This window comes from Chthoniobacterales bacterium, from assembly GCA_039930045.1.
GTDB lineage: Bacteria > Verrucomicrobiota > Verrucomicrobiia > Chthoniobacterales > DASVRZ01 > DASVRZ01.
Map to the genome: position 1 here is coordinate 65951 of JBDSQB010000016.1, position 19993 is coordinate 85943.

The window sequence follows — 19993 nt, forward strand, 5'->3', positions numbered from 1 at the left end:
CTAAGTATTGGCGTCAGGGGACTAAGTATTGGCGTCAGCCTTGGAGTGATTGCAAAAAGCGAGCAAAAAACTCTGCGCCGCGCTCCAGTTCGGCGACTTCGATCCATTCGTCCGCCGTGTGGGCTTGCGATATCGAGCCGGGTCCCATCGCTATCGACGGGATGCCCGCCGCTGCAAACATCGCCGCGTCACAAAACCACGGGGCACCGACGGGTTTTGAGCCGAGTTCCATTAAATTCGCGATGAGCGGATGGCCGGTTTCGGTGTGCAGGGCAGGGGATTGTTTGCTGACGGTCACCGTGGCTGTGGGACAAACGAGTTGGATCTCCTGCGTCAGCTGGGCGAGGAAATTTTCCATGCCGGGGATGGTCCGCACATCGACCTCGAGCTGGCAGTTGTCGGGCACGACGTTGATCTTTTGTCCGCCGCGAATCACCCCGGCGCTGATCGTCGGAGAGCCGAGAATCGGATGGAACTCGTCTGCGAGCCGGGGCGCGAGGCGTTCCTCGATGCAGCGCACGACGCGGGCCATGTCGTAGATCGCATTCTTCCCCAACTCGGGCCGCGAGCTGTGCGCCGCCAGACCGTGCGTGGCGACCTCGAGCCAGATGCTGCCCTTGTGGGTGTGGACGATTTCCATGGAAGTCGGCTCGGCGACGATCACAAAATCCGCGAGGTCGTCCGCTGCCGCTGCGATGGAACCGGCCTGGCCCGCCTCTTCATCCATCAGGCCGAGGAAAATGATTTCGTGCGAGAGATCGGCGAGCTGGTGGCGCATCTGCCAGAGCGCCCAAAGTTGCGCGGCCATCGGACCCTTGGTGTCGCAAGCGCCGCGTCCGTAGAGTCGTCCATCGCGCACCTCGCCGCCAAAAGGGGCGACTTCCATTCCACTCACGCCGACCGTATCCGTGTGCGGCGCGAAGGCGAGACGTGGTTTCTTTGCAGTCGAGTTGGAGTGAAATCGGGCAACGACATTGGGCCGTCCCGGGAGGATTTCCACGAGGGAAACGTCGGCCCCAGCCTCACGGAGGAAGCCGCAAAGGTAGTCAGCGATGGCCTTTTCCCCGATCTGATCGGTGCCCGGATCGCCCGCCGGGTTGACGCTCGGAATGCGGATCAACTCACGGGCGAGATCGAGGACGGAGCCGGGCATTTTCATTGCTGCTGGCTGCGATACCAGGCGACAAATTTCGGGATGCCCTCGGCAATCGGAGTCTTGGGGGCGTAACCGAGGAGGCGCCGGGCTTTGCTGATGTCGGCGAAAGTGCGCGGCATGTCGCCAAGCTGCTCGGGGAGGTAATTGATGAGGGCTTTCTTGCCGACGGCGTCTTCGATTTTGGCAATGAGCTGGGCCAGGGTCGTGGTCTCGCTTTCGCCGAGATTGAAGATGTCGAAGAGCTCGCCCTGGTAGTCGATGGCCCCCTGAATGCCCTGCACGATGTCGTCGATGTAAGTATAATCGCGTTGGGTCGAGCCGTCGCCAAACTGGTCAATGGCGATGCCTTGGTCGATCTTTTTGGTGAATTGATGGATGGCGAGGTCGGGACGCTGGCGCGGTCCATAAACGGTGAAGAAACGCAGGCAAACGATGCGGATGCCGTAGAGGTAGGCGTAGTTCGAGCAGATCGTTTCCCCGGCCAATTTGGTCGCCGCGTAGGGGGAAAGGGTCATGCTGAGGCGTTGTTCCTCCGAAAAGGGGACGACTTGCGACGCGCCGTAAACCGACGAGCTGGAGGCGAAGATGAAGCGTTTCACCCCAGCCTCGCGAGCAGCTTCGAGCATGTTAAAGGTGCCCTTGATATTGGTGTCGAGATACAGCTCGGGGTTCTGCATCGAAGGACGAACGCCGGCGCGCGCCGCGAGGTGAACGATGGTGTCGTAACCGCCGTCCTTGACGAGTTTTTTGACCACGGCCTGTTCGCCGAGATCGACCTGATGCAGGCTGATTTGGTCGAGAACACCAGCGAGGTTGGCCTTTTTCACCTCGGGGGAGTAGTAGTCGTTGAAATTGTCGAGGACGCCGACGGTGTCGCCGCGTCGCAAGGCGTGTTCCACTAGATTGGAGCCAATAAATCCGGCGCCGCCGGTCACAAGAAGTCGCATATTTCACAGACAATGGAGGAAGAGATTTCGGTGGTAAAGCACGTTCCTGAGCCGACTTCCATCGCACTCACGGCGATTTGTAAGATGTGGCCGGAAAATATTCGCAATTTGGCTCGGTGGACGATTGACAATAATTTCGCCGGGTGCGATACCACCGAGAGCCAGCAGTGGATTGTCTGGCAAATAAATTTCACCCCAGAAGCACCCCATGAGCGACGAACCTAAAAAAGAAACAGTCAGAATCACCCTTCCACCCCGTCCGATGGGCGGTGGTCCCGGCGGCCCAATGGTCAAGCGCGAGACGGTGCGCATCAATCTTCCCCCGGTCGGAAATACCGCGTCGCAAAACCCGGTGATCCCCCAAGCGGGCCTGCCAACGACTTTGCCGCCGTCGCCTGCTTTTCAGCCGCGTCCGGTGAATCCAGTGCCGTCTATCCCGAGCGCCTCGCCGACTCCGAGCGTTTCGGCAGTGCCGTCAGCAACGCCCTCAACTCCGGCTGCGCCAACATCGCCCCAGCCATTCACGCCATCGGCTCCACAGGCCTTTGCGCCCAAAGCATTTACCCCGATGCCGACAGGCCAGCCATCCGTGGCCGCCGTTCCTCCAGTGGGAACCACTCCGAGCGCTCCAGCTTCGTCTGGTCCCACCGCGGTGCCCGCTTTCCGTCCGGTTTCTCCAGTATCGCCAGTTGGCGCGACTCCCAGTTCGCCCTCGGCTCCGACTGCGACGACTCCAGTGGGAGTTTCAACTCCATCACCGACGCCCAGCGCACCAGCGGCGATGCCTCCGATGGCTCGTCCTATGCCGCCTGTGGCTGGTGGAACTCCTCCGACGGCTCCCGGATTGCCCGGTGGCATCCGCCCAACCGCTCCCGGCGCGCCTGTGACTCCGCTCATTCCGCCGTCGAGCCTCGGCAAACCCGGCATGCCTCCCGCCGCTCCCGGCGTGGGCGTTCCACCTCCTTCCGCACCGACCCTGCCGACGGCAGGTGTTCCTCCTCTCGCGCCAGCAGCACCGATCGCCAAGCCAGCCGTGCCTGCGAATGTTTCCGCTCCGAAAGCCACGTCTGAAGTGGCTCCGGTAACGATGAAACCCAGCCCGAAAAAGGAAACCGCCCGCATCCAGATTCCGGCGCAAGCGAAGGATTTGCCCAAAGCCACCGTGCGCTTGCAGCAAACCGTCCCGCTAACCAATCCGACGAGTTCGATCAAACCCGCGATTTCTCCGGTCACCGTTACCCAGACCGGCGGGGGCGATTCCCTCAGCATGCCGCTCTGCGTGGGCGCATTCGTCTTTGCGCTCATCGCATTCCTGATCCAGCTTTGGATCTTTCTCATCTAATCTTATGGCCAGCGCAAATATCGTCACCGTCACCGACTCTTCCTTCGATTCCGACGTTCTGAAATCCGACAGCCCCGTGCTCGTCGATTTCTGGGCCGAATGGTGTGGACCCTGCAAAATGATCGCCCCGATTCTTGACGAGATCGCCTCGGAAAATTCCGCCATCAAGATCGCCAAGATCGACGTGGATGCCAATCCCGCGACTTCCAGCAAGTTCGGCGTTCGCGCCATTCCGACACTGCTCATCTTCAAAGGTGGCGAAGTGGTGGATAAAATCGTCGGCCTCGCCAGCAAAAAAGCCTTGGTGGACAAGCTGGCTGCGGTCGCCTAAGGCCCGCTTTTTTCCACCGGCATGACCGCTGGTTCGCAACTGACTCACGTCGATGCCACCGGCGCGGCTCGCATGGTCGATGTCGGAGCCAAGCCAGTCATTCAGCGCGAGGCGGTCGCCAGCGGGGAGATCACCTTGTCGTCCGAAGTCATCCGGCTGATCCAGTCGGATGCGATTGCCAAGGGAAACGTCCTCGCGGTGGCTCGCGTCGCCGCGATTCAGGCGGTCAAAAACACGGCGAGTCTCATTCCACTCTGCCACACCCTGCCGATTGATGCGGCCAGCGTCGATTTTGAGTGGAGTTCCAATGGGCTCACCATTCGCTGCACCGTCCGCACCACGGCGAAAACCGGCATCGAAATGGAGGCGCTCACTGGCGTTTCCGTGGCTGCGCTGACCATTTACGACATGTGCAAAGCCGTGGACAAATCCATGTCCATCAACGGAATCCAACTCGTCTCGAAAACGAAAACACCTCTATGAATCCTCAAGTTGGCATCATCACCGTCTCCGACCGCGCTTCCATCGGCGTTTACGAAGACAGGGGCGGCCCCGCACTGGCCGAAGCTTGCAAGAACTACGGTTGGACCGTGGCCGCAGACGTGCTTGTTCCCGATGAGATTGATGCCATCGCTTGCGCCGTCGAATCGCTTGAAGTCCAGGGCTGCCAGCTCATTCTCACCACCGGCGGCACGGGTGTCGCCCTGCGCGATGTTACGCCCGAGGCCATCCGCAGCGTCATGCGAGTCGAACTCCCCGGTTTTGGAGAAATCATGCGCGCCGAGTCGATGAAGATCACGCCGAACGCCATTCTTTCCCGCGCCATGGCTGCCATCGTCGGCAAATCGCTCGTCATCGCGCTTCCCGGCAAACCCAGCGGCGCGGTCGAATGTCTCAGCTTCGTCTCCGGGACGATTCCCCATGCGGTGGAAATCGCCGCCCGCATTCCGACGAGCTGCTAAACGCTACCAGCGCGTCCCAAACCAGCGCAGCCTTGGACTGACCCCGGCCTCGCGATGGATTTTTTTGGCCGCCTTTCGCAACGGATGGAGCAGGCGATACAGCGAGTCGTCCTCGCGCATGGCAAAACGGCGGTCGCCATGTCGCAATTCCCCGCGATGCACCGAGGAAGCCATCCATTCCGAGGCGAGTTGCATGGCATTCATCGAAACGAGGCGAGTCAGATGCCAGCTGTTTCCCAGCACATAGTCCGGTGACGCGAGAATTCGTTCCCCGGCTTTCCTGCGTTCCTCCGTTTTTTGCTGATGACGATGCGGCAGATGGTGGATGATCAAATCTGCGGCAAATTTACTTTTGCGAGACATGCCCTCCCAGCGGTGGCCGCCCTGTTCGATGAGCAGACCGCGGTCGGCGCGAAAGAAGCACTTGTGCAACGGCTCCAGCAGACTCACCGGAATCCGGCCATCGCGGGCATCTTCCCGATTCGTTTTGGACTGCTCCAAAGTCTCAACCGTCACCCAGCGCGCGTGCAAGGCGCAACTCAGCCGCGGGCTGCGCTCCGACATGGGCACAAAATAATTTTGCACCGCCACACGCTGGCCTGGTTCCTCGTCTTTGCAGCGGCGAAAAATCGTCGCCAGTTTCCTGGAACCCGGATCCCAGAACTCGTCCGCGTCGATTGGCACAATCCATTTCGCACCTTGCGCGAGAGCGGTTTGAGCGAGTTCGTTGGTGATGCGTTTTTGCTCGAAGGGCCCGTCGTGTCGCGTCACCGATACGGGTCCCATTCGGCTCATCGTTTCCAGCAACGCCTCTGTGCCATCCGTCGAGCCATTGTCCACGACGTGAATCCGATCCAACCCGAGTCGGAGATGATGCAGCAGGTTGAAAGCAATCACGTCCCACTCGTTGCGCACGACCATCACACCGTGAATGCCCGTCGCTGGCTTGGCTGGGATTTCGCTCATGAAGGGCGTGATGCTAAACCGGCTGCGGGCCGCGTCAATCCGCTTGCTCATCGCGGGGTCACCGCCGATAAATCAGGGACCATGGAATGCCGTCCGACTTTGTTTTTAAATCCACCGTCGTGGCAGGGCTTCGATGGAGGCGCTGGCTCCCGCTACCAGGCGAAACGCGAAGTTCGCTCGTTCTGGTATCCCACCTGGCTCGCGCAGCCGGCCGCTCTGGTGGATAATTCCCGGCTCGTCGATGCTCCGGCGGACGATCTGTCCGTCGATGACGTCCTGAAAATCGCCCGCGACTACGAGGTCGTGGTCATTCACACGAGCAACCCAACTTTGCGCGGCGACGCCTTGCTGGCGGAGGCCTTGAAAAATCAGAAACCGCAAACCAGCGTCGGCCTCGTCGGAGCGCAGGCGGCGGTGCTACCCGACATCACCATCGGCGCTTCCGAGGCGATCGACTGGGTCGGCAGAAAGGAGTTTGATTTCACTTGCCGCGACGTGGCGCTCGGAAAACCTCTCGCCGAAATCACCGGCCTCTCTTACCGGCACGAGGGCAAAATCATTCACAACAGCGAGCGCGCTCTCATCCACAATTTCGACGAATTGCCCAGCGTGATGGACATCTACAAGCGCGATCTCACCATCGAAAACTACGCCATTGGCTACCTAAAACATCCCTACGTTTCCCACTACACTGGGCGCGGATGTCCGGCGCAATGCACCTTTTGCCTCTGGCCGCAGACCGTCGGCGGGCACCAATATCGCGCCAAATCCCCCGCCGCTGTCGGTCGCGAAATGGCGCACGCGAAGTCCTTGTTTCCACAGGTGAAAGAGTTCTTTTTTGATGACGACACCTTCACCGCCTACGCGCCGCGAGCCCGCGAGATCGCCGTGGAAATGGGAAAACTTGGAGTTACCTGGAGCTGCAACGCGCGCGCCAACGTCAACTACGAGACGCTGAAAACGATGCGCGACAACGGACTTCGATTGTTATTGGTCGGCTACGAAAGCGGCAGCCAGGCCATCCTCGATAACATCAAAAAAGGCGTCACCATCGAGCAGGCGAAACGTTTCACCAAGGACTGTCACGCACTCGGCATCACCATCCACGGCACCTTTATCGTTGGCCTGCCCGGCGAGACGCCCGCCACCATTCGCCAGACGATGGAGTATGCCAAGGAACTCGATTTGTTTTCGATTCAGGTCAGCCTCGCCGCGCCATATCCGGGCACGGAATTGTATCGTCAGGCCATGGAAAACGGCTGGTTTCGCGAGGGCGATCTAGTCAACGACGCGGGCCAGCAAATCGCCGCGCTGGAATATGCGGATCTCACCAAAGAGGAAATTTTCGCCGCCGTGGAGAAGTTCTACAAGAGCTACTACTTCCGGTTCAAGCCGATCAGCCGCATCGTGAAAACCATGTTGCGGGACAAGGACGTGATGAAGCGCCGACTGCGCGAGGGCGGGGAATTTTTCAAGTTTCTCCAGTTGCGCGGAGTTCGATAACAATGGCGGCCAAATCCCGCAGTGCCAGCTTCCTCGTTGCCGCAGGAATTTTACTGAGCCGCATCGCCGGGCTCGTGCGCCAGCGGGTCTTTGCACATTACTTCGGACAATCGGCGGCGGCGGACGCCTTCAACGCGGCGTTTAGGATTCCTAACTTCCTGCAAAATCTCTTCGGCGAAGGCGTGCTCTCCGCTTCCTTCATCCCGGTTTATTCGCGATTGCTGGCAGGCGACGATGAGAAAGAAGCGGGCCGCGTCGCCGGGGCCATCGCGTCGATCATTTTGTTAGTCGTCTCCAGCATCGTGTTAGTCGGCGTGCTTCTAACACCGTGGCTCGTCAGCGCCATCGCGCCCGGATTTGTCGGTGAACGCCGAGAGCTCACCATCGTGTTGACGCGCATTCTTTTTCCCGGCGCAGGACTGCTAGTACTATCAGCGTGGTGCCTGGGAATTTTGAACAGCCACCGCAAATTTTTTCTCTCCTACACCGCGCCGGTTTTGTGGAATGTCGTGATGATCGGCGCGATGTTTTGGTGGGGCCGCCATTCGACTCAAAGTCAGCTCGCCGTCTCACTCGCCTGGGCCTCCGTCGCAGGAAGCGCCGCGCAATTTCTCATTCAGCTTCCCGTCGTATTGCGCTGTGCCCCAGCGATTCGGCTCGGCGCGAGCTGGAAAAATCCGGCGGTGCAAATCGTTACACGCAACTTCGTTCCCGTCTTCATCGGACGCGGCGTGGTGCAGCTCAGCGCCTTCATCGACGCGTTGATCGCGAGTCTCCTGCCTATCGGCACGGTGTCCGCGCTGGCTTACGCACAGGTGCTCTACACGTTGCCGGTGAGCTTGTTTGGAATGTCCGTTTCCGCCGCCGAACTGCCCGAGATGTCGTCGGCGCGCGGCACGGAGGAGGAAGTTTTCGCCTACCTGCGGAAGAGGTTGGATAAAGGTCTAACTCGCATTGCGTTTTTCATTGTGCCCTCGGCGATGGCGTTTCTAGCCTTGGGTGATGTTCTGGTCGCGGCGCTTTTTCAAACCGGAAAATTCACTTCCGGGGATGCAAACTACGTCTGGGCAATCCTTGCCGGCTCGACGGTTGGATTGCTGGCCGCGACCCTGGGACGGCTCTACGCCTCCACCTACTACGCGCTGCAAGACACCAAAACTCCGCTCAAGTTTGCCATCATCCGGGTCGTGTTAGTTACGGTGTTAGGATATTGGGCCGCAGTCATTTTGCCAGGCTGGATGGGCTGGAGCGCCGTCTGGGGCGGGGCGGGGCTCACCGCTTCCGCAGGCGTTGCGGGGTGGGTGGAATTTTTCCTCCTTCGCCGCAAGCTTAATCAGAAAATCGGCCCCACTGGACTCCCCGCTGGACTAACTTCACGGCTCTGGACGTCGGCTTTGTTAGCAGCAGGATTGGGCTGGTTGGTAAAACTATCTCTTCCAATCGAGTTGCATCCGATTGTGCGCGCGGCGGTGATTCTGCCGGTTTTTGGAGCGAGTTACTTCGCCTTGGCCGCAATTTTCAAAGTGGAGGAAGCGTTGGCGCTATTCCGGCGATTGCGGCGCTAGCCATTCTACCCGGCTCATCAACACGGCCTGGCCTTTTAGAAGGATCCGGTTGCCTTGAATGCTAACTTTGACCACACCGCCGCGTGCGCTGGCTTGATACGCGGTGAATTCATTTTTGCCTAACTTCTCCTGCCAGAACGTCGCCAGCGTGCAATGGGCGGAGCCGGTGACAGGATCTTCCGCGATGCCGGCGGATGGCGCGAAGAAGCGCGAGATGAAATCGAACTCCGCCGCTGCGCTGCGGCAGGTAACGATGATTCCTCGAACGGCAAACGCCATCAGTCGAGAAAAATCTGGAATTAGCGCGCGCAAAGTCGCTTCATCCGCCACTTCGACTAACAGATCACTGGAACTCCGCAGCACGGAAACTAACTCGCAACCGAGCGCCTCGGCCAGACCGCCCGGAGTCGGGCAGGGGACCGCGATGTTAGTCGGGAAATCCATTTCGATCCAATCGCCCGCACGGCGACATCTGAGCCAGCCGCTGGTGGTGAGAAATCGCGCCTCCTCATTATGATCTAACTCGCCTGTTTTCCACAGAATCATGGCGCTCGCCAACGTGGCATGGCCGCAAAGATCGACCTCGACCGTGGGCGTGAACCAGCGCAGCGACCAGCCGTCCTTGATAGGATGCAGAAACGCCGTCTCGGATAGATTCATCTCGCGAGCGACGAGTTGCATCCAACTCGCATCACGCGGAGCATCGAGCACGCAGACCGCCGCCGGATTTCCTTGGAATGGAATTGCGGTGAAAGCGTCAACGACCCAGAGAATCGTCATGCACTTGGATGTGACGTCTAAATCCAGCGGCCAGCGGGGATGACGCCGTTCTTGGGGATAACGATGATGCCGTCCCTCACGAAGAAGCCGTCGCCGTCCATGTGGTCGGGTTTGCCTTCGGGCGTGATGACGCAGCCGTCGCCGATGCGGGCGTTTTTGTCGATGATGGCGCGGTCCACGACGCAGTTTTTGCCGATGCCGATGGCGGGCAAGCCGGCGGGCGGGGTGGTTTCGTAGAAGTCGCTGCCCATGATGACGGAGTGCCGCACGGTGGCCCCGCTATTGATGATGGATCGGATGCCGATGACGCTGCGTTCGAGGGAGCAGTCGGAGATGATGCATCCGTCGGAGATGATGGCCTGGCGGACCATGGCGCCGTTGATCTTGGTGGCGGGCAGGAACCGGCGGTGGGTGTAGATGGGGCTGTCCTTTTCGAAGAAGGAGTACTCGGGGACGAGGTCGGTGAGTTTGAGGTTCGCCTCGAAGAAGGCGCGAATGGTGCCGATGTCTTCCCAGTAGCCTTGGAAAATATACGCGCTGACGTGCCGCTCTTTGATCGCGGTGGGGATGATGTGTTTACCGAAGTCGGCGAAGTCGTTATCGAGGCATTCCTCGAGGACTTTGCGGTTGAAGACGTAGATGCCCATGGAGGCCTGATAGAGATCGGAGTCGGCTGGCTGGCCGAGTTTCTTGAGGAGGTCGGCTGGAATGCGAAGGGTGTCGAGGACGGCGGGGTCTTTGGGTTTCTCCTCGAAGCGGGTGATGCGGTAATCGGCGTCGCTGTCCATGATGCCGAAGTCGGTGGCGGCAGCACGGGCGACGGGAATGGTGGCGAGGGTGATGTCGGCCTTGGAGCGAATGTGGCTGGCGAGGAGGTCGGCGTAGTCCATCCGGTAGAGCTGGTCGCCGCTCAGGACGATGTAATATTCATACGGGTCCTCGAGGAAGTAGCGCATGTTTTGCCGGACGGCGTCGGCGGTGCCTTGATACCAATGGGAGCCCTCGGGGGTCTGCTGCGCGGCGAGGATTTCGACGAAGCTCTTGGTGAAATGGTCGAACTGGTAGCTGGCGTTGATGTGGCGGTGGAGGGAGGTGCTGTTAAACTGAGTGAGGACGTAAATTTTCCGCAGGCCGGAGTTCAGGCAGTTCGAGATCGGGATATCGACGATGCGATATTTTCCACCGAGTGGGACGGCGGGTTTGCTGCGGTCCTTGGTGAGGGGATAGAGCCGGGAGCCAGCTCCGCCACCCATGATGACAGCGAGGGTTTTCCGAACGACAGAGGGGAGATTGAGGGTATCCATGGCGGGTAGCATTGACTCATTGCGGCGGAAAGTCACGCCTGAACCTTTCACTTTTCAGCGACAATTTTTCCTCCTAAGCTCTGCGCCAACTATGTGTGGAATTGTTGGTTACATCGGTCAGGCAGAGGCGAGTCCCATTCTATTGGACGGGCTTCGGCGCTTGGAATATCGCGGCTACGACTCGGCCGGTCTCGTGACGGTGTATCAGGGCGCGATGCAGATTCGCAAAGCCGTTGGGCGCATCGCCAGTCTGGCCGAGCATCTTGAGAAACAACCCGTCTGCGGCACGATCGGGATCAGCCACACGCGCTGGGCCACCCACGGGCCGGCGACGGAGACCAATGCCCACCCGCATGTCGATGCCAGTGGCCGGCTGGCGATCGTTCACAATGGAGTGATTGAGAATTACCAGACGATCAAGGCCGGATTGGTGGCTGAGGGGCACACCTTCCAGAGCCAGACCGACACCGAGGTGCTGGCGCATTTCATCGGGAAATATTACGACGAGGCGGGTGGGACGCATGGGGCCTCGCGCCTGCTCGATGCCGTGCGTTCCGCGCTGAAAGGCGTCATCGGGACTTACGGCCTGGCTATCACGCATCTCGACGTGCCGGAGGTGATCGTCGGCGCGCGCCGGGGCAGTCCGCTGGTGGTAGGCCTGGGCAAAGGCGAAAACTTCCTCGCGAGCGATCCGCAAGCCATCGTCGCCCACACGCGCGAGGTGATCTATTTGAAGGACTACGACATCGCCTGCGTCGGGCGGGATTCGTTTGAAATCAGCAGTCTCGTGGGCGCAGTGACGGGGAGTTACGAGGTGACCAAGGTGGAATTCACCAGCGACGACATCGAGCTCGGGAAGTTTCCGCACTACATGCTGAAGGAGATCTACGAGCAGCCGAACAGCGTGCGCGACGCCATGCGCGGGCGGCTTTCCAACGAGGACGCGACGGCGATTCTCGGCGGCTTGAACATGACTTCGCAGGAACTCCGTGCCGTCGAGCGAGTGGTTCTCACCGGTTGCGGCACGGCGTCGCACGCGGGCTTGGTTGGCGAATATCTCATCGAATCGCTGGCGCATCTGCCTGCCGAAGTGGAGATCGCGAGCGAGTTTCGCTACCGCAATCTGCCATTGAGCAAGGACACACTAGTCTTCGCGATTTCGCAGAGTGGCGAAACCATCGACACGCTGGCCGCCGTCCGCGAGGCGCAGCGCAAGGGGCAGCGCACGCTCGGCATTTGCAACAACGTCGCCAGCACCATCGCGCGCGAATGCGGTGCCGGAGTTTACATGCACGCCGGGCCGGAAATCGGCGTCGCCGCGACGAAGTCCTTCACCAGCCAGGTGACGGTGCTGACTTTGATTTCACTCTTGCTCGGACGCATCCGAAATCTGTCTGCGACCGAGGGACTGCGTATCGTCAAGGCGCTCGAAGCCATCCCCGGCCAGATCGAGCAAATCCTCACCCAGAGCGAGCACATCCGGCACATCGCGGAGAAATATGCCGACGCCAAGTCGATGCTTTTCCTCGGGCGCCAATACAACTTCCCGATCGCTCTCGAAGGCGCGCTGAAGATGAAGGAGATCACCTATATTTCGGCCCAAGGCTACCCCAGCGCGGAGTTGAAACACGGCGTCATCGCGCTGGTCGAGCCGAGTTTGCCGAGCGTTTTCATCGCGCCGAGCGACGGCGTTTTCGAGGCCAACTTGAACAGCATCGAGCAAGTCAAGGCGCGCCAGGGCCCGGTCATCGCCATCGGCACCGAGGGCGAAACGGAACTCAGCCGCATCGCGGACGACGTCATCCACATTCCCGCCTGCCCCGATTATCTCAGCCCGCTGTTGACGGTGATTCCACTGCAACTCCTCGCTTACCACACCGCTGTCGCTCTCGGTCGCGACGTGGACAAACCCCGCAATCTCGCCAAAAGCGTGACGGTGGAATAAGCTCTAACTCGAAAAGGAAATATTAATGAAATCCGGCTCGATGGCCGGTTTCGGAGTTGGATGCGGACGCGGCTGTGATGCGGGTGCGGTTGTGTCGGATGGTGCGATCAGCCCGCGTAGTTGATCCACCGATTTCTCGATGCTGCTAAGAATGTGAGCCGCCTGCGGATGGGAAATGCGCGCGCCGCGAACGCTGACTAGTGGGGACGGGGGCTGCTCCTGAGCGGCTGTGAGTTCGCTGGCGAGCTTGGCGATTTCCCCGGCATGTTCGCTCTTCATTTTTTCCAATTCCTGCTGCAGCGCGTCGCGGTCGGCGGCGGCTTTTTGCAAGAGGAGGTCCAAGGCCGTGGCGCGCATCGCCTCATTGGCCAGCCGATGGCGCTCCTCCCGCAGCTCCTCGATGTCCTTCTGGAGTTGAGTGAGGCTCTTCTGTGTTTTCTCAAAAACGTGTTTGAGCAGCGCAAACTCGTTCGATTTTCCGGCGAGTTGACACTGGAGATCCTGCGACATGGCGTTGGCTTGCTCGAAGTCGTTTTGCAACGCCTCAAAGTCCGCCCGCAGCGACGCGCTGAGATGGATATTGACCCCGGAACTGGCGGGTTCCTCGGGGGCGGGGGATGAAGCGGAAAGGTCGTCGGGCACAAGCGTGGATTACAAATTCACCTGCAAAGCTAGAAGCAGAACGCGAGCCCAGCCGCAAATGACTGTGCGTTTCTTCCATTTTTTCGAGGACCACTCCCTCTGTAACCCCGAGGGCCGGGCTTGTCCGACTTAGCTGCGCTGCGAGAGAATCTGCCGCTCGTGGGCCTGAACCTCGCGCAGCCAGGCCGCGCCGATGGGCGTGTTCTGGCGGCGACAATATTCATCCCAGACGATGCCGAAGGGCAGCGTTTTCATCTCCTCGATCAAGGCGAGCCGCGAGGTGTTGTCGCCTTGGGTTTCCATTTCGCGGAGCGTGGCGGTGGGTTCCAACAAGGCGATGAGCAGTGCCTTTAACGTGCTGCGGGTGCCGATGACCCAGGCCGCGATGCGGTTGATGCTGGCGTCGAAAAAGTCGAGTCCGATGTGAGTCCGCGACAGGAAATCGCCACGGACGACTTCCTCCATGATGGCGCGGGTCGGGTCGTCGAGGAGGACGACGTGATCGCTGTCCCAGCGAACGCCGCGGCTGACATGCAGGAGAATCTCCGGGACGAATTGGAGCGTGGAGGAAATCTTGTCTGCGACACTTTCCGTGGGATGAAAGTGGCCCGCGTCGAGGCAGTAGAGCTTCTGGTTTTTCGTGGCGTAAGCCAGATAAAATTCGTGCGAGCCGACGACATACGACTCCGACCCGATTCCAAAAAGTTTCGATTCCACGGCGTCGAGGTTATGGCGCGGGTCGAGATTTTCCTGAAAGATCGCCCGGAGCGAGGCTTCGAGGAGTTCACGCGGACCTTTGCGATCGACCGGAATGTCTTTCGAGCCATCGGGAATCCAGACGTTCGTCACGGTCGGCGAGCCGAGCTGGCGTCCCATGTCTGCCCCGATTTTGCGGCAGGCAATGCCGTGATCGATCCAGAACTGGCGCACTTTTTCGTCGGGATGCGTGAGGGTTTTTCCGTCATTGGCCAGTGGGTGCGAGAAATAAGTGGGGTTGAAATCCAAACCGAGTCCGCGTGTCTGGCACCAGTCGATCCAGCTTTGAAAATGTGTGGTGGTGAGGGCGTCGCGCTCCACTTTTCCGGCGGTGAAATCGGCGTAGCAGGCGTGCAGATTCAGCCGATGCCGGCCGGGGATGAGCGAAAAAGCCTTGTCCAGATCGGAGCGCAACTCGTCCAGCGTGCGCGCTTTTCCAGGGTAATTTCCGGTGGCTTGAATGCCGCCGCCGGTGATTCCAGTGCCGGGGTTTTCAAAGCCGCCGACGTCGTCGCCCTGCCAGCAGTGGAGTGAGATTGGTATCGAAGTCAGACGTGCGAGGGCGGCGTCGGTGTCCACGCCGAGCGCGGCGTATGTTTCTTGAGCGAAGGTGTAGGGATTCATAAAATTAGTGGCCTTTTAACCAGGTGCCGTAGCCAATGATGACGGTGGAAAGAATGAGCACCGCGATGCCGGTGGCGATGAGCCGGTGGACCTTCGGGCTGGAGCCTTTCCATTCGCGGAAATAGACGCCCCAAAGGGTGCTGAAAATGATGATGCTCGCCATGTGCAGCGTCCAACTGGCGAAGCCAAATTTACCCATTTGCGTCTCGCCCATGGTGTAGAAGAAAAATTGCAGATACCACGTGACGCCGGCCAGGGCGGAGAACAAATAGTTGCTCAAACGCGGCACTTGGAGGTCACCTGCCGGTGCGCTGGCGGCGGTGTGAGACGGGCCGTGTTCACCTCCGCCCGCTCCACTGTGGCCGGCGTGCTCTGGCTTTACCGTGGCGCTGATATACTGGTAGCCGGTGCGGTTTTTGAGGTTGAGAAACAGGCACCAGATAAAGTTGGTCGTGAAGCCGCCGAGGAGCACAACCACAAGCTTGGGCAGTCCGGTCCAGATAACGTTGGTGCCCGCAGCTAGCGAGGCAGTTCCGATGGGATTGCCAGCGGCCAGGGCAAAGGCGAAGCAAGCGCTCATGATTCCCGAAAACGTGGCGACGAGGAGGCCTTTCTTGAAGTCAAACTCGGCTATCGCCTGCGTCTTTTCGGCACCAGACATTTCCTTTTCCTTGGTCAACCCAGCGAGCGCGGCGATGCCGATGCCGAGCAAACAGACGGCCACGCCAGCGAGGGTGACCTGGCCCGGTGTTGTCGAGGCGATCTGCGCGATGGATTCCGCCACGGGAATGGACGGCGCGAACATCTTGAAGATCGGCGGGAGGAGCGTGCCGAAAGCGGCGCAATAGCCGAGCGCGACACCCATGCCGAGCGACATGCCGAGATAGCGCATGGTGAGCCCGAAGGTGAGTCCGCCCAAGCCCCACATGGCTCCGAAGAAATAGGTCCACCAGAGTGTGGGTGTGGTCTGTTGATGCAGCACGCCGGCGAGATCTTTCGTCATGAGCGACGCCAAGGTGACCGGGCAGATGATCCAGGAAAAGAAGCCGCCGACGAGCCAGTAGGTTTCCCACGACCATTTACGGACGCCTTTGTAGGGCACGTAAAAGCTGCCGGAAGCGAGGCCGCCCAGCCAGTGAAAGAAGACGCCGAGGATGGGATTCATAGGGGAGAATTGTTGTTATGGATGACCAAAGATTCAGGCTGGCCCTGTGTTTGTCGACGCCGATATTCAAAATGTGACAAAGTTTTGGGTTCTGGCACCGCGATGAAAGTCTGCTGAAGCGCTTCGCCCACCGAATCTTTCACTTGGGCCAGCGGAGTCGGCGCGGCAGACGCGAGCGTGGTCCAGAAGGCGAGCAGAAGGATTCTTTGTCATTCGGGAAACGCGTCGGGGGAATATGAGTTTAAGAGGGAAATAGAAAATCAGCCATCATCCGTGAATCCACAGATTACGCCCCCCTTGGCAGGTGCAATACAGTGGAACTCGAACTCAAAAATTTTCGGCATGAACACCCCGGCTTCATCGCCTAAGCTGACCGCAAATTTTATGAAATCCCCCCTGCTGACCCTCGGTCTGTTTGCTGTTTTTTGTCTTTTTTCCGTGAAGGCGGCGGAGCTAACGCCGCTCGTCTTGCCTTTGGGCGGCGCGGCCTTTGAAAACTGGAAGGGCCTCGAATCTACCGCTGGAGCCGCGACTCTGAAATGTCCCAGCGAGGCGGTTTTTCGTTATCCGGACGGCCCACGCGGCGCTTACAAACACGGCTTCCGGAACTTCAATGACGGCACGGCGGACTGGCATTTTTTTTACGGCGTGCAGATGGAGGTGCAACTCGCCGATGGGAGTCCGGTGGAGTTGATCTCGACCATTTTTCCAGCCAGCAAGGACCCGGGCCGGGGCTGGTCGACTCTCACTCGATTGAGCGGTCCGGACTGGCACACGGTCACGCTGCCGTGGTCGGCATTTGGCGCGCCATCCGCGAACCGGTCGTGGTTGTTTCAGGTGAAAGAACTCAAGCTCGCCGTGCGTCCGGTGGATGGAAAATCGGCGGGCCCGCTGCAAATTCGCCATCTGCGAGTCGTCAAAGCGCCCGCTGTTTCCCTGGAAAGCGAAGTCCTCGGAAAAGCCGCCGCCGCCGGTGAGACCGCGACCTACAGCGTTACCGTCGGCAATACATCCGCGGTGCCTCAATCGGTCGTCCTCTCCTTCGCGCCGTATGGCTGGGAAGCCTTTCCGCCGAGTGTGACGCCGTCCGCCTTGGACCTGGCTCCGGGCGAAACCCGGAAGCTGGAAGTGCGCGTGCAGGTTCCCTCAAACGCGCCGGCTGGCGGACACGAAAAGCAGGTGCTCCAAGCCGTCGGCAACGGCGACGCGGCGGCCCGTTCTGAGCTGACTTTCATTACTTCCTCGCGGGTGGCTTACCCGAACATTCTTCATACCAAGGAGCGCTGGGATGAAGTCCGCGCCAAGGTGAAAAATTATCCGTGGGCGAAGCAGGCGCAGGATGAAATGGTCGCCAAGGCCGAGAAATGGCAGGTGCCCGACGTCGCGCCCGCGCCCGGGAACGACCCCGACGACACGATGGGGCCGTTTCTTTTCAAGACTTCTGTCGAGCACGACATGATGGCCTGTGGCGTTTCCTGGCAGCTCACCGGCAATCGTGTTTATGCCGAAAAAATCGCCCGGTTTCTGCGCAATCTCTCCAATCCGGCGAATGGCTACCCGACCACTTTGCGCGGGTGCAATCAGGCGCTCGTGCAGGAGGGGCATTTCTTTCAGCACATCGCGATGGCCTACGACATGGTCCACGAGTCAGGAGTTTTCAGCGAGGCGGATCATCAGCAGATCGAGGCGACGTTCCGGATTTTCATGGAGACGATGAACCTCGCGAGTCTGAATGGCTCGATCAACAACTGGAATCTCTCCGAGGTCACCGGCGCGTTGTATTGTGCGCTGACTTTGCAAGATTTCAGCCTCGCCGAGCGTTTCTTTTCCGGTCCGGCGGGCGTCTGCGACCAGCTCTCCAAGGGAACGATGGACGACGGCTGGTGGTACGAATGTTCGATCAGTTACAACGTCTGGTGTGCCAGCGAATTTTCCCAAGTCGCCCTCGCCTTGCAGCCGTGGGGGATCAATTTCAAGGACATGTGGTTGCCCGCGAGCTATCTGCCGAGCGTGATGCTCAACGCTGAACTGAACGGCGGCGCGAAGCCTGCGGCCGGGGCCGGCCAGCCACCGAATCGGCCCTTTGGCATGACGCCCGAACTTTGGGGGCCGAACACCCGGCCCTATCGGAAAATCACTGATCTCTGGAACAGCCTCCTGCCATATCTCGACTATCGCGGTGTGATGTTTGGCGTGAATGATTCCTCTGAAAATCTGGTTGCCACTCCGCGTGCCGAGGTGGGCGGGCAGCCATTCGAGTTGGCTTATTATCTGTTTCGCGATCCGGCCTACGCGGCCATCGCCCGGCTCTCTGCCAAACGCGATCTGCTCTATGGCGTTCCCCAGCTGCCCGACAAGACCACCGAGCGTTTCCTCAACTCCGCCAGCGCAGACAATGTAGGGCTCGTCATGCTGCGTTCCCAGACGCCGGATCGACCGATTCGCGAGCAGATCCAAGCCGTGCTCCACTATGGCATCCACGGCTGGGCGCACGGGCATTTTGATCGTACAAGCCTGCTTTCGCTGATGCGTTACGGGCGTAGTTTCTACAATCCAGAGATGATCTGGTACGGCTACGAGCCGTTCATGTACAAGTTTTACGTGCAGAACTCGGTCGCGCACAACATGGTCGTGGTCGATCAGAAAAATCAGGAGGCCTCGCCCGGCGAGCGCACCCTATTTCACACGGGGAAAATGATGCAAACCACGTCCGTCGAGACCGTTTCCCGGTGGTCGAATCCACCCTACGGCGGCATGGTTTACGACTACGTGCCGGTGAAAACCTTTGAGGAAAAAACCTGGCGAGAGGGACGTTTCGTGCCGATTCCGGAGAATCCGCCGACGTATGGCACGCTCACCGATTTCACCGAGCCGATCCTCCAGCGCCGTCTGATGGTGGTCACGGATGATTACGTCGTTTTGGCGGATTACCTGAAATCGGAGCAGCCGCACACCTTCGAGAGTCTCTACCAAATGAAGGGTTTTCTCGGCCTCGACGCGCCGGATAAAACGCCGCTCCGGCACGACGCGCAGTGGACTTCCAATCCACTCAGCAGTGCGCAATTTGTCACCGACGCCGACTGGTTTTCCGTCACCGCGCCGGCAATAAGCCGCTTCGAAATACGCTTCGGCCCCGGCGCTGATAACACTGGAACTCGTGCGGAAAACAGCGAGCCGGGCGTGCTCCAGCTCGACGTGCATTCGCTCTGGCCGCAGAAGCAGGAGATCATGGTCGCCACCGCGCCCGAGGATCATGCCGTGGAAAAACGGCTTTTCTACACCGTGCGCGGCGACGGCAAAACGCTGGCCGAGGGAAAATTTGGCGCGTGGATTCTGGGCCAGTCCGAGATCGACGTTCCCCTCGACGGCTTGAAACAACTCGAACTCGAAACCCGCACCGAGCTGGCGAAAATGCCCACGCTTTTCTGGGCCAATGCCCGGATCGTCACCCGCGATGGAAAAGAGATTCCAGTTAGGCAGTTATCAGCGCAATCCGAGAACGTCGTCGCTCCGAAGGCGCCGGGTCAGGATTACTTCGGAGGTCCGATCAAAATCGCCGGCGTTCCCTTCACCGAAGCCACCGCCGCCGAGCCGCAGGATGCGAAAAAATCTGCCTTCGTCCGCGTCGATCTGAGCCAGGTGCAGGCCGTTCGCTTCAAGGCGACGCTGGGGGGCGATTACCCGCTTGGCGACGAAAGCCAGCGTCGCAAAACCTACGCCATCAAGGCTCCCGGCGGGAAAACGAAAGAGGCGCGTTTTCTCACCATCATCGAGCCTCACGAAAACCAATCCGTCATCCAATCCGCCCAAGCCACCGACGCCGATCACATACGAGTGCAACTCACCGATGGACGAGTTCAGGAGATCACCTTGAAGAGTTTCACCGGCCCAAAAAACGAGCCCGCCGTGGAAATTACCGAGACGAAAAACGGAACTGCGATTCGTTCCGAGACAACGCTCCAACCCGCTCCATAACGAATCGCGAGTCTGCAAAAAAGGCCGCAG

17 protein-coding genes are annotated in these 19993 nt (G+C 59.6%); 8 read left to right on the plus strand and 9 right to left on the minus strand.

Translation table 11 applies throughout. The features are described 5' to 3' along the window. Positions 1-34: 34 nt before the first annotated feature. The 3 genes from ABIT76_11770 to ABIT76_11780 form a co-directional block, all read right to left on the minus strand. A complete protein-coding gene (locus ABIT76_11770) occupies positions 35-1159 on the minus strand; it encodes a M20 family metallopeptidase (protein MEO7933825.1) in 1125 nt (374 codons plus the stop codon). Then, positions 1156-2103, minus strand: coding sequence for a GDP-mannose 4,6-dehydratase (locus ABIT76_11775; protein ID MEO7933826.1), 948 nt, complete (start codon positions 2101-2103; stop codon positions 1156-1158). Before ABIT76_11775 ends, ABIT76_11770 begins: the two co-directional genes overlap by 4 nt. 402 nt (positions 2104-2505) lie before the next feature. Beyond that, positions 2506-3000, minus strand: a complete 495-nt coding sequence (locus ABIT76_11780; GenBank protein MEO7933827.1) for a hypothetical protein — start codon at positions 2998-3000, stop codon at positions 2506-2508. Here ABIT76_11780 and ABIT76_11785 point away from each other — a divergent pair. Genes ABIT76_11785 through ABIT76_11800 form a run of 4 tightly spaced genes read left to right on the plus strand, consistent with a single transcriptional unit; the run spans position 2987 to position 4738 of the window. Next, a complete protein-coding gene (locus tag ABIT76_11785) occupies positions 2987-3445 on the plus strand; it encodes a hypothetical protein (GenBank protein ID MEO7933828.1) in 459 nt (152 codons plus the stop codon). The genes ABIT76_11780 and ABIT76_11785 overlap by 14 nt on opposite strands. A 4-nt stretch (positions 3446-3449) precedes the next feature. Then, entirely contained in the window at positions 3450-3776 is a 327-nt protein-coding gene (gene trxA / locus ABIT76_11790) for a thioredoxin (protein MEO7933829.1), read from the plus strand. 21 nt (positions 3777-3797) lie between these two features. Then, a complete protein-coding gene (gene moaC / locus ABIT76_11795; GenBank protein ID MEO7933830.1) occupies positions 3798-4259 on the plus strand; it encodes a cyclic pyranopterin monophosphate synthase MoaC in 462 nt (153 codons plus the stop codon). Further along, positions 4256-4738 (plus strand): MogA/MoaB family molybdenum cofactor biosynthesis protein, encoded by a 483-nt coding sequence (locus ABIT76_11800; GenBank protein ID MEO7933831.1) that lies wholly within the window; start codon positions 4256-4258, stop codon positions 4736-4738. The genes moaC and ABIT76_11800 overlap by 4 nt, the downstream gene beginning before the upstream one ends. Positions 4739-4741: 3 nt before the next feature. Here ABIT76_11800 and ABIT76_11805 read toward each other — a convergent pair whose 3' ends face one another. Continuing rightward, positions 4742-5755: a glycosyltransferase family 2 protein gene (locus tag ABIT76_11805; GenBank protein ID MEO7933832.1), complete on the minus strand. Its 1014-nt coding sequence runs from the start codon at positions 5753-5755 to the stop codon at positions 4742-4744. Positions 5756-5785: 30 nt separating this feature from the next. Here ABIT76_11805 and hpnJ point away from each other — a divergent pair, with 30 nt between their 5' ends. Both hpnJ and murJ read left to right on the plus strand, forming a co-directional pair. Next, positions 5786-7207, plus strand: a complete 1422-nt coding sequence (gene hpnJ, locus ABIT76_11810) for a hopanoid biosynthesis associated radical SAM protein HpnJ (GenBank protein ID MEO7933833.1) — start codon at positions 5786-5788, stop codon at positions 7205-7207. A gap of 2 nt (positions 7208-7209) precedes the next feature. Continuing rightward, positions 7210-8772: a murein biosynthesis integral membrane protein MurJ gene (murJ, locus tag ABIT76_11815; protein MEO7933834.1), complete on the plus strand. Its 1563-nt coding sequence runs from the start codon at positions 7210-7212 to the stop codon at positions 8770-8772. Here murJ and ABIT76_11820 read toward each other — a convergent pair. Both ABIT76_11820 and ABIT76_11825 read right to left on the minus strand, forming a co-directional pair. Next, complete coding sequence (locus ABIT76_11820) at positions 8749-9552, minus strand: PhzF family phenazine biosynthesis protein (protein ID MEO7933835.1); 804 nt, start codon at positions 9550-9552, stop codon at positions 8749-8751. The genes murJ and ABIT76_11820 overlap by 24 nt on opposite strands. 17 nt (positions 9553-9569) lie before the next feature. Next, positions 9570-10856 carry a glucose-1-phosphate adenylyltransferase gene (locus ABIT76_11825; protein MEO7933836.1) on the minus strand — a complete coding sequence of 429 codons (1287 nt, stop codon included), beginning with the start codon at positions 10854-10856 and terminating at the stop codon, positions 9570-9572. Positions 10857-10947: 91 nt separating this feature from the next. On the opposite strand from ABIT76_11825, the gene glmS reads away from it, so the two are divergent. Next, positions 10948-12801, plus strand: a complete 1854-nt coding sequence (gene glmS, locus ABIT76_11830) for a glutamine--fructose-6-phosphate transaminase (isomerizing) (protein ID MEO7933837.1) — start codon at positions 10948-10950, stop codon at positions 12799-12801. Between the two features lie 3 nt (positions 12802-12804). Here glmS and ABIT76_11835 read toward each other — a convergent pair whose 3' ends face one another. The 3 genes from ABIT76_11835 to rhaT all read right to left on the minus strand — a co-directional run bounded on the left by ABIT76_11835 (position 12805) and on the right by rhaT (position 15988). Then, positions 12805-13443 carry a hypothetical protein gene (locus ABIT76_11835; GenBank protein ID MEO7933838.1) on the minus strand — a complete coding sequence of 213 codons (639 nt, stop codon included), beginning with the start codon at positions 13441-13443 and terminating at the stop codon, positions 12805-12807. A gap of 129 nt (positions 13444-13572) precedes the next feature. Next, positions 13573-14823 (minus strand): L-rhamnose isomerase, encoded by a 1251-nt coding sequence (locus ABIT76_11840; GenBank protein ID MEO7933839.1) that lies wholly within the window; start codon positions 14821-14823, stop codon positions 13573-13575. A gap of 4 nt (positions 14824-14827) precedes the next feature. Further along, positions 14828-15988, minus strand: coding sequence for an L-rhamnose/proton symporter RhaT (gene rhaT / locus ABIT76_11845; GenBank protein ID MEO7933840.1), 1161 nt, complete (start codon positions 15986-15988; stop codon positions 14828-14830). 384 nt (positions 15989-16372) lie between these two features. Between rhaT and ABIT76_11850 the strand changes: the two genes are divergently transcribed. After that, positions 16373-19963 (plus strand): NEW3 domain-containing protein, encoded by a 3591-nt coding sequence (locus tag ABIT76_11850; GenBank protein MEO7933841.1) that lies wholly within the window; start codon positions 16373-16375, stop codon positions 19961-19963. Positions 19964-19993 lie beyond the last annotated feature (30 nt).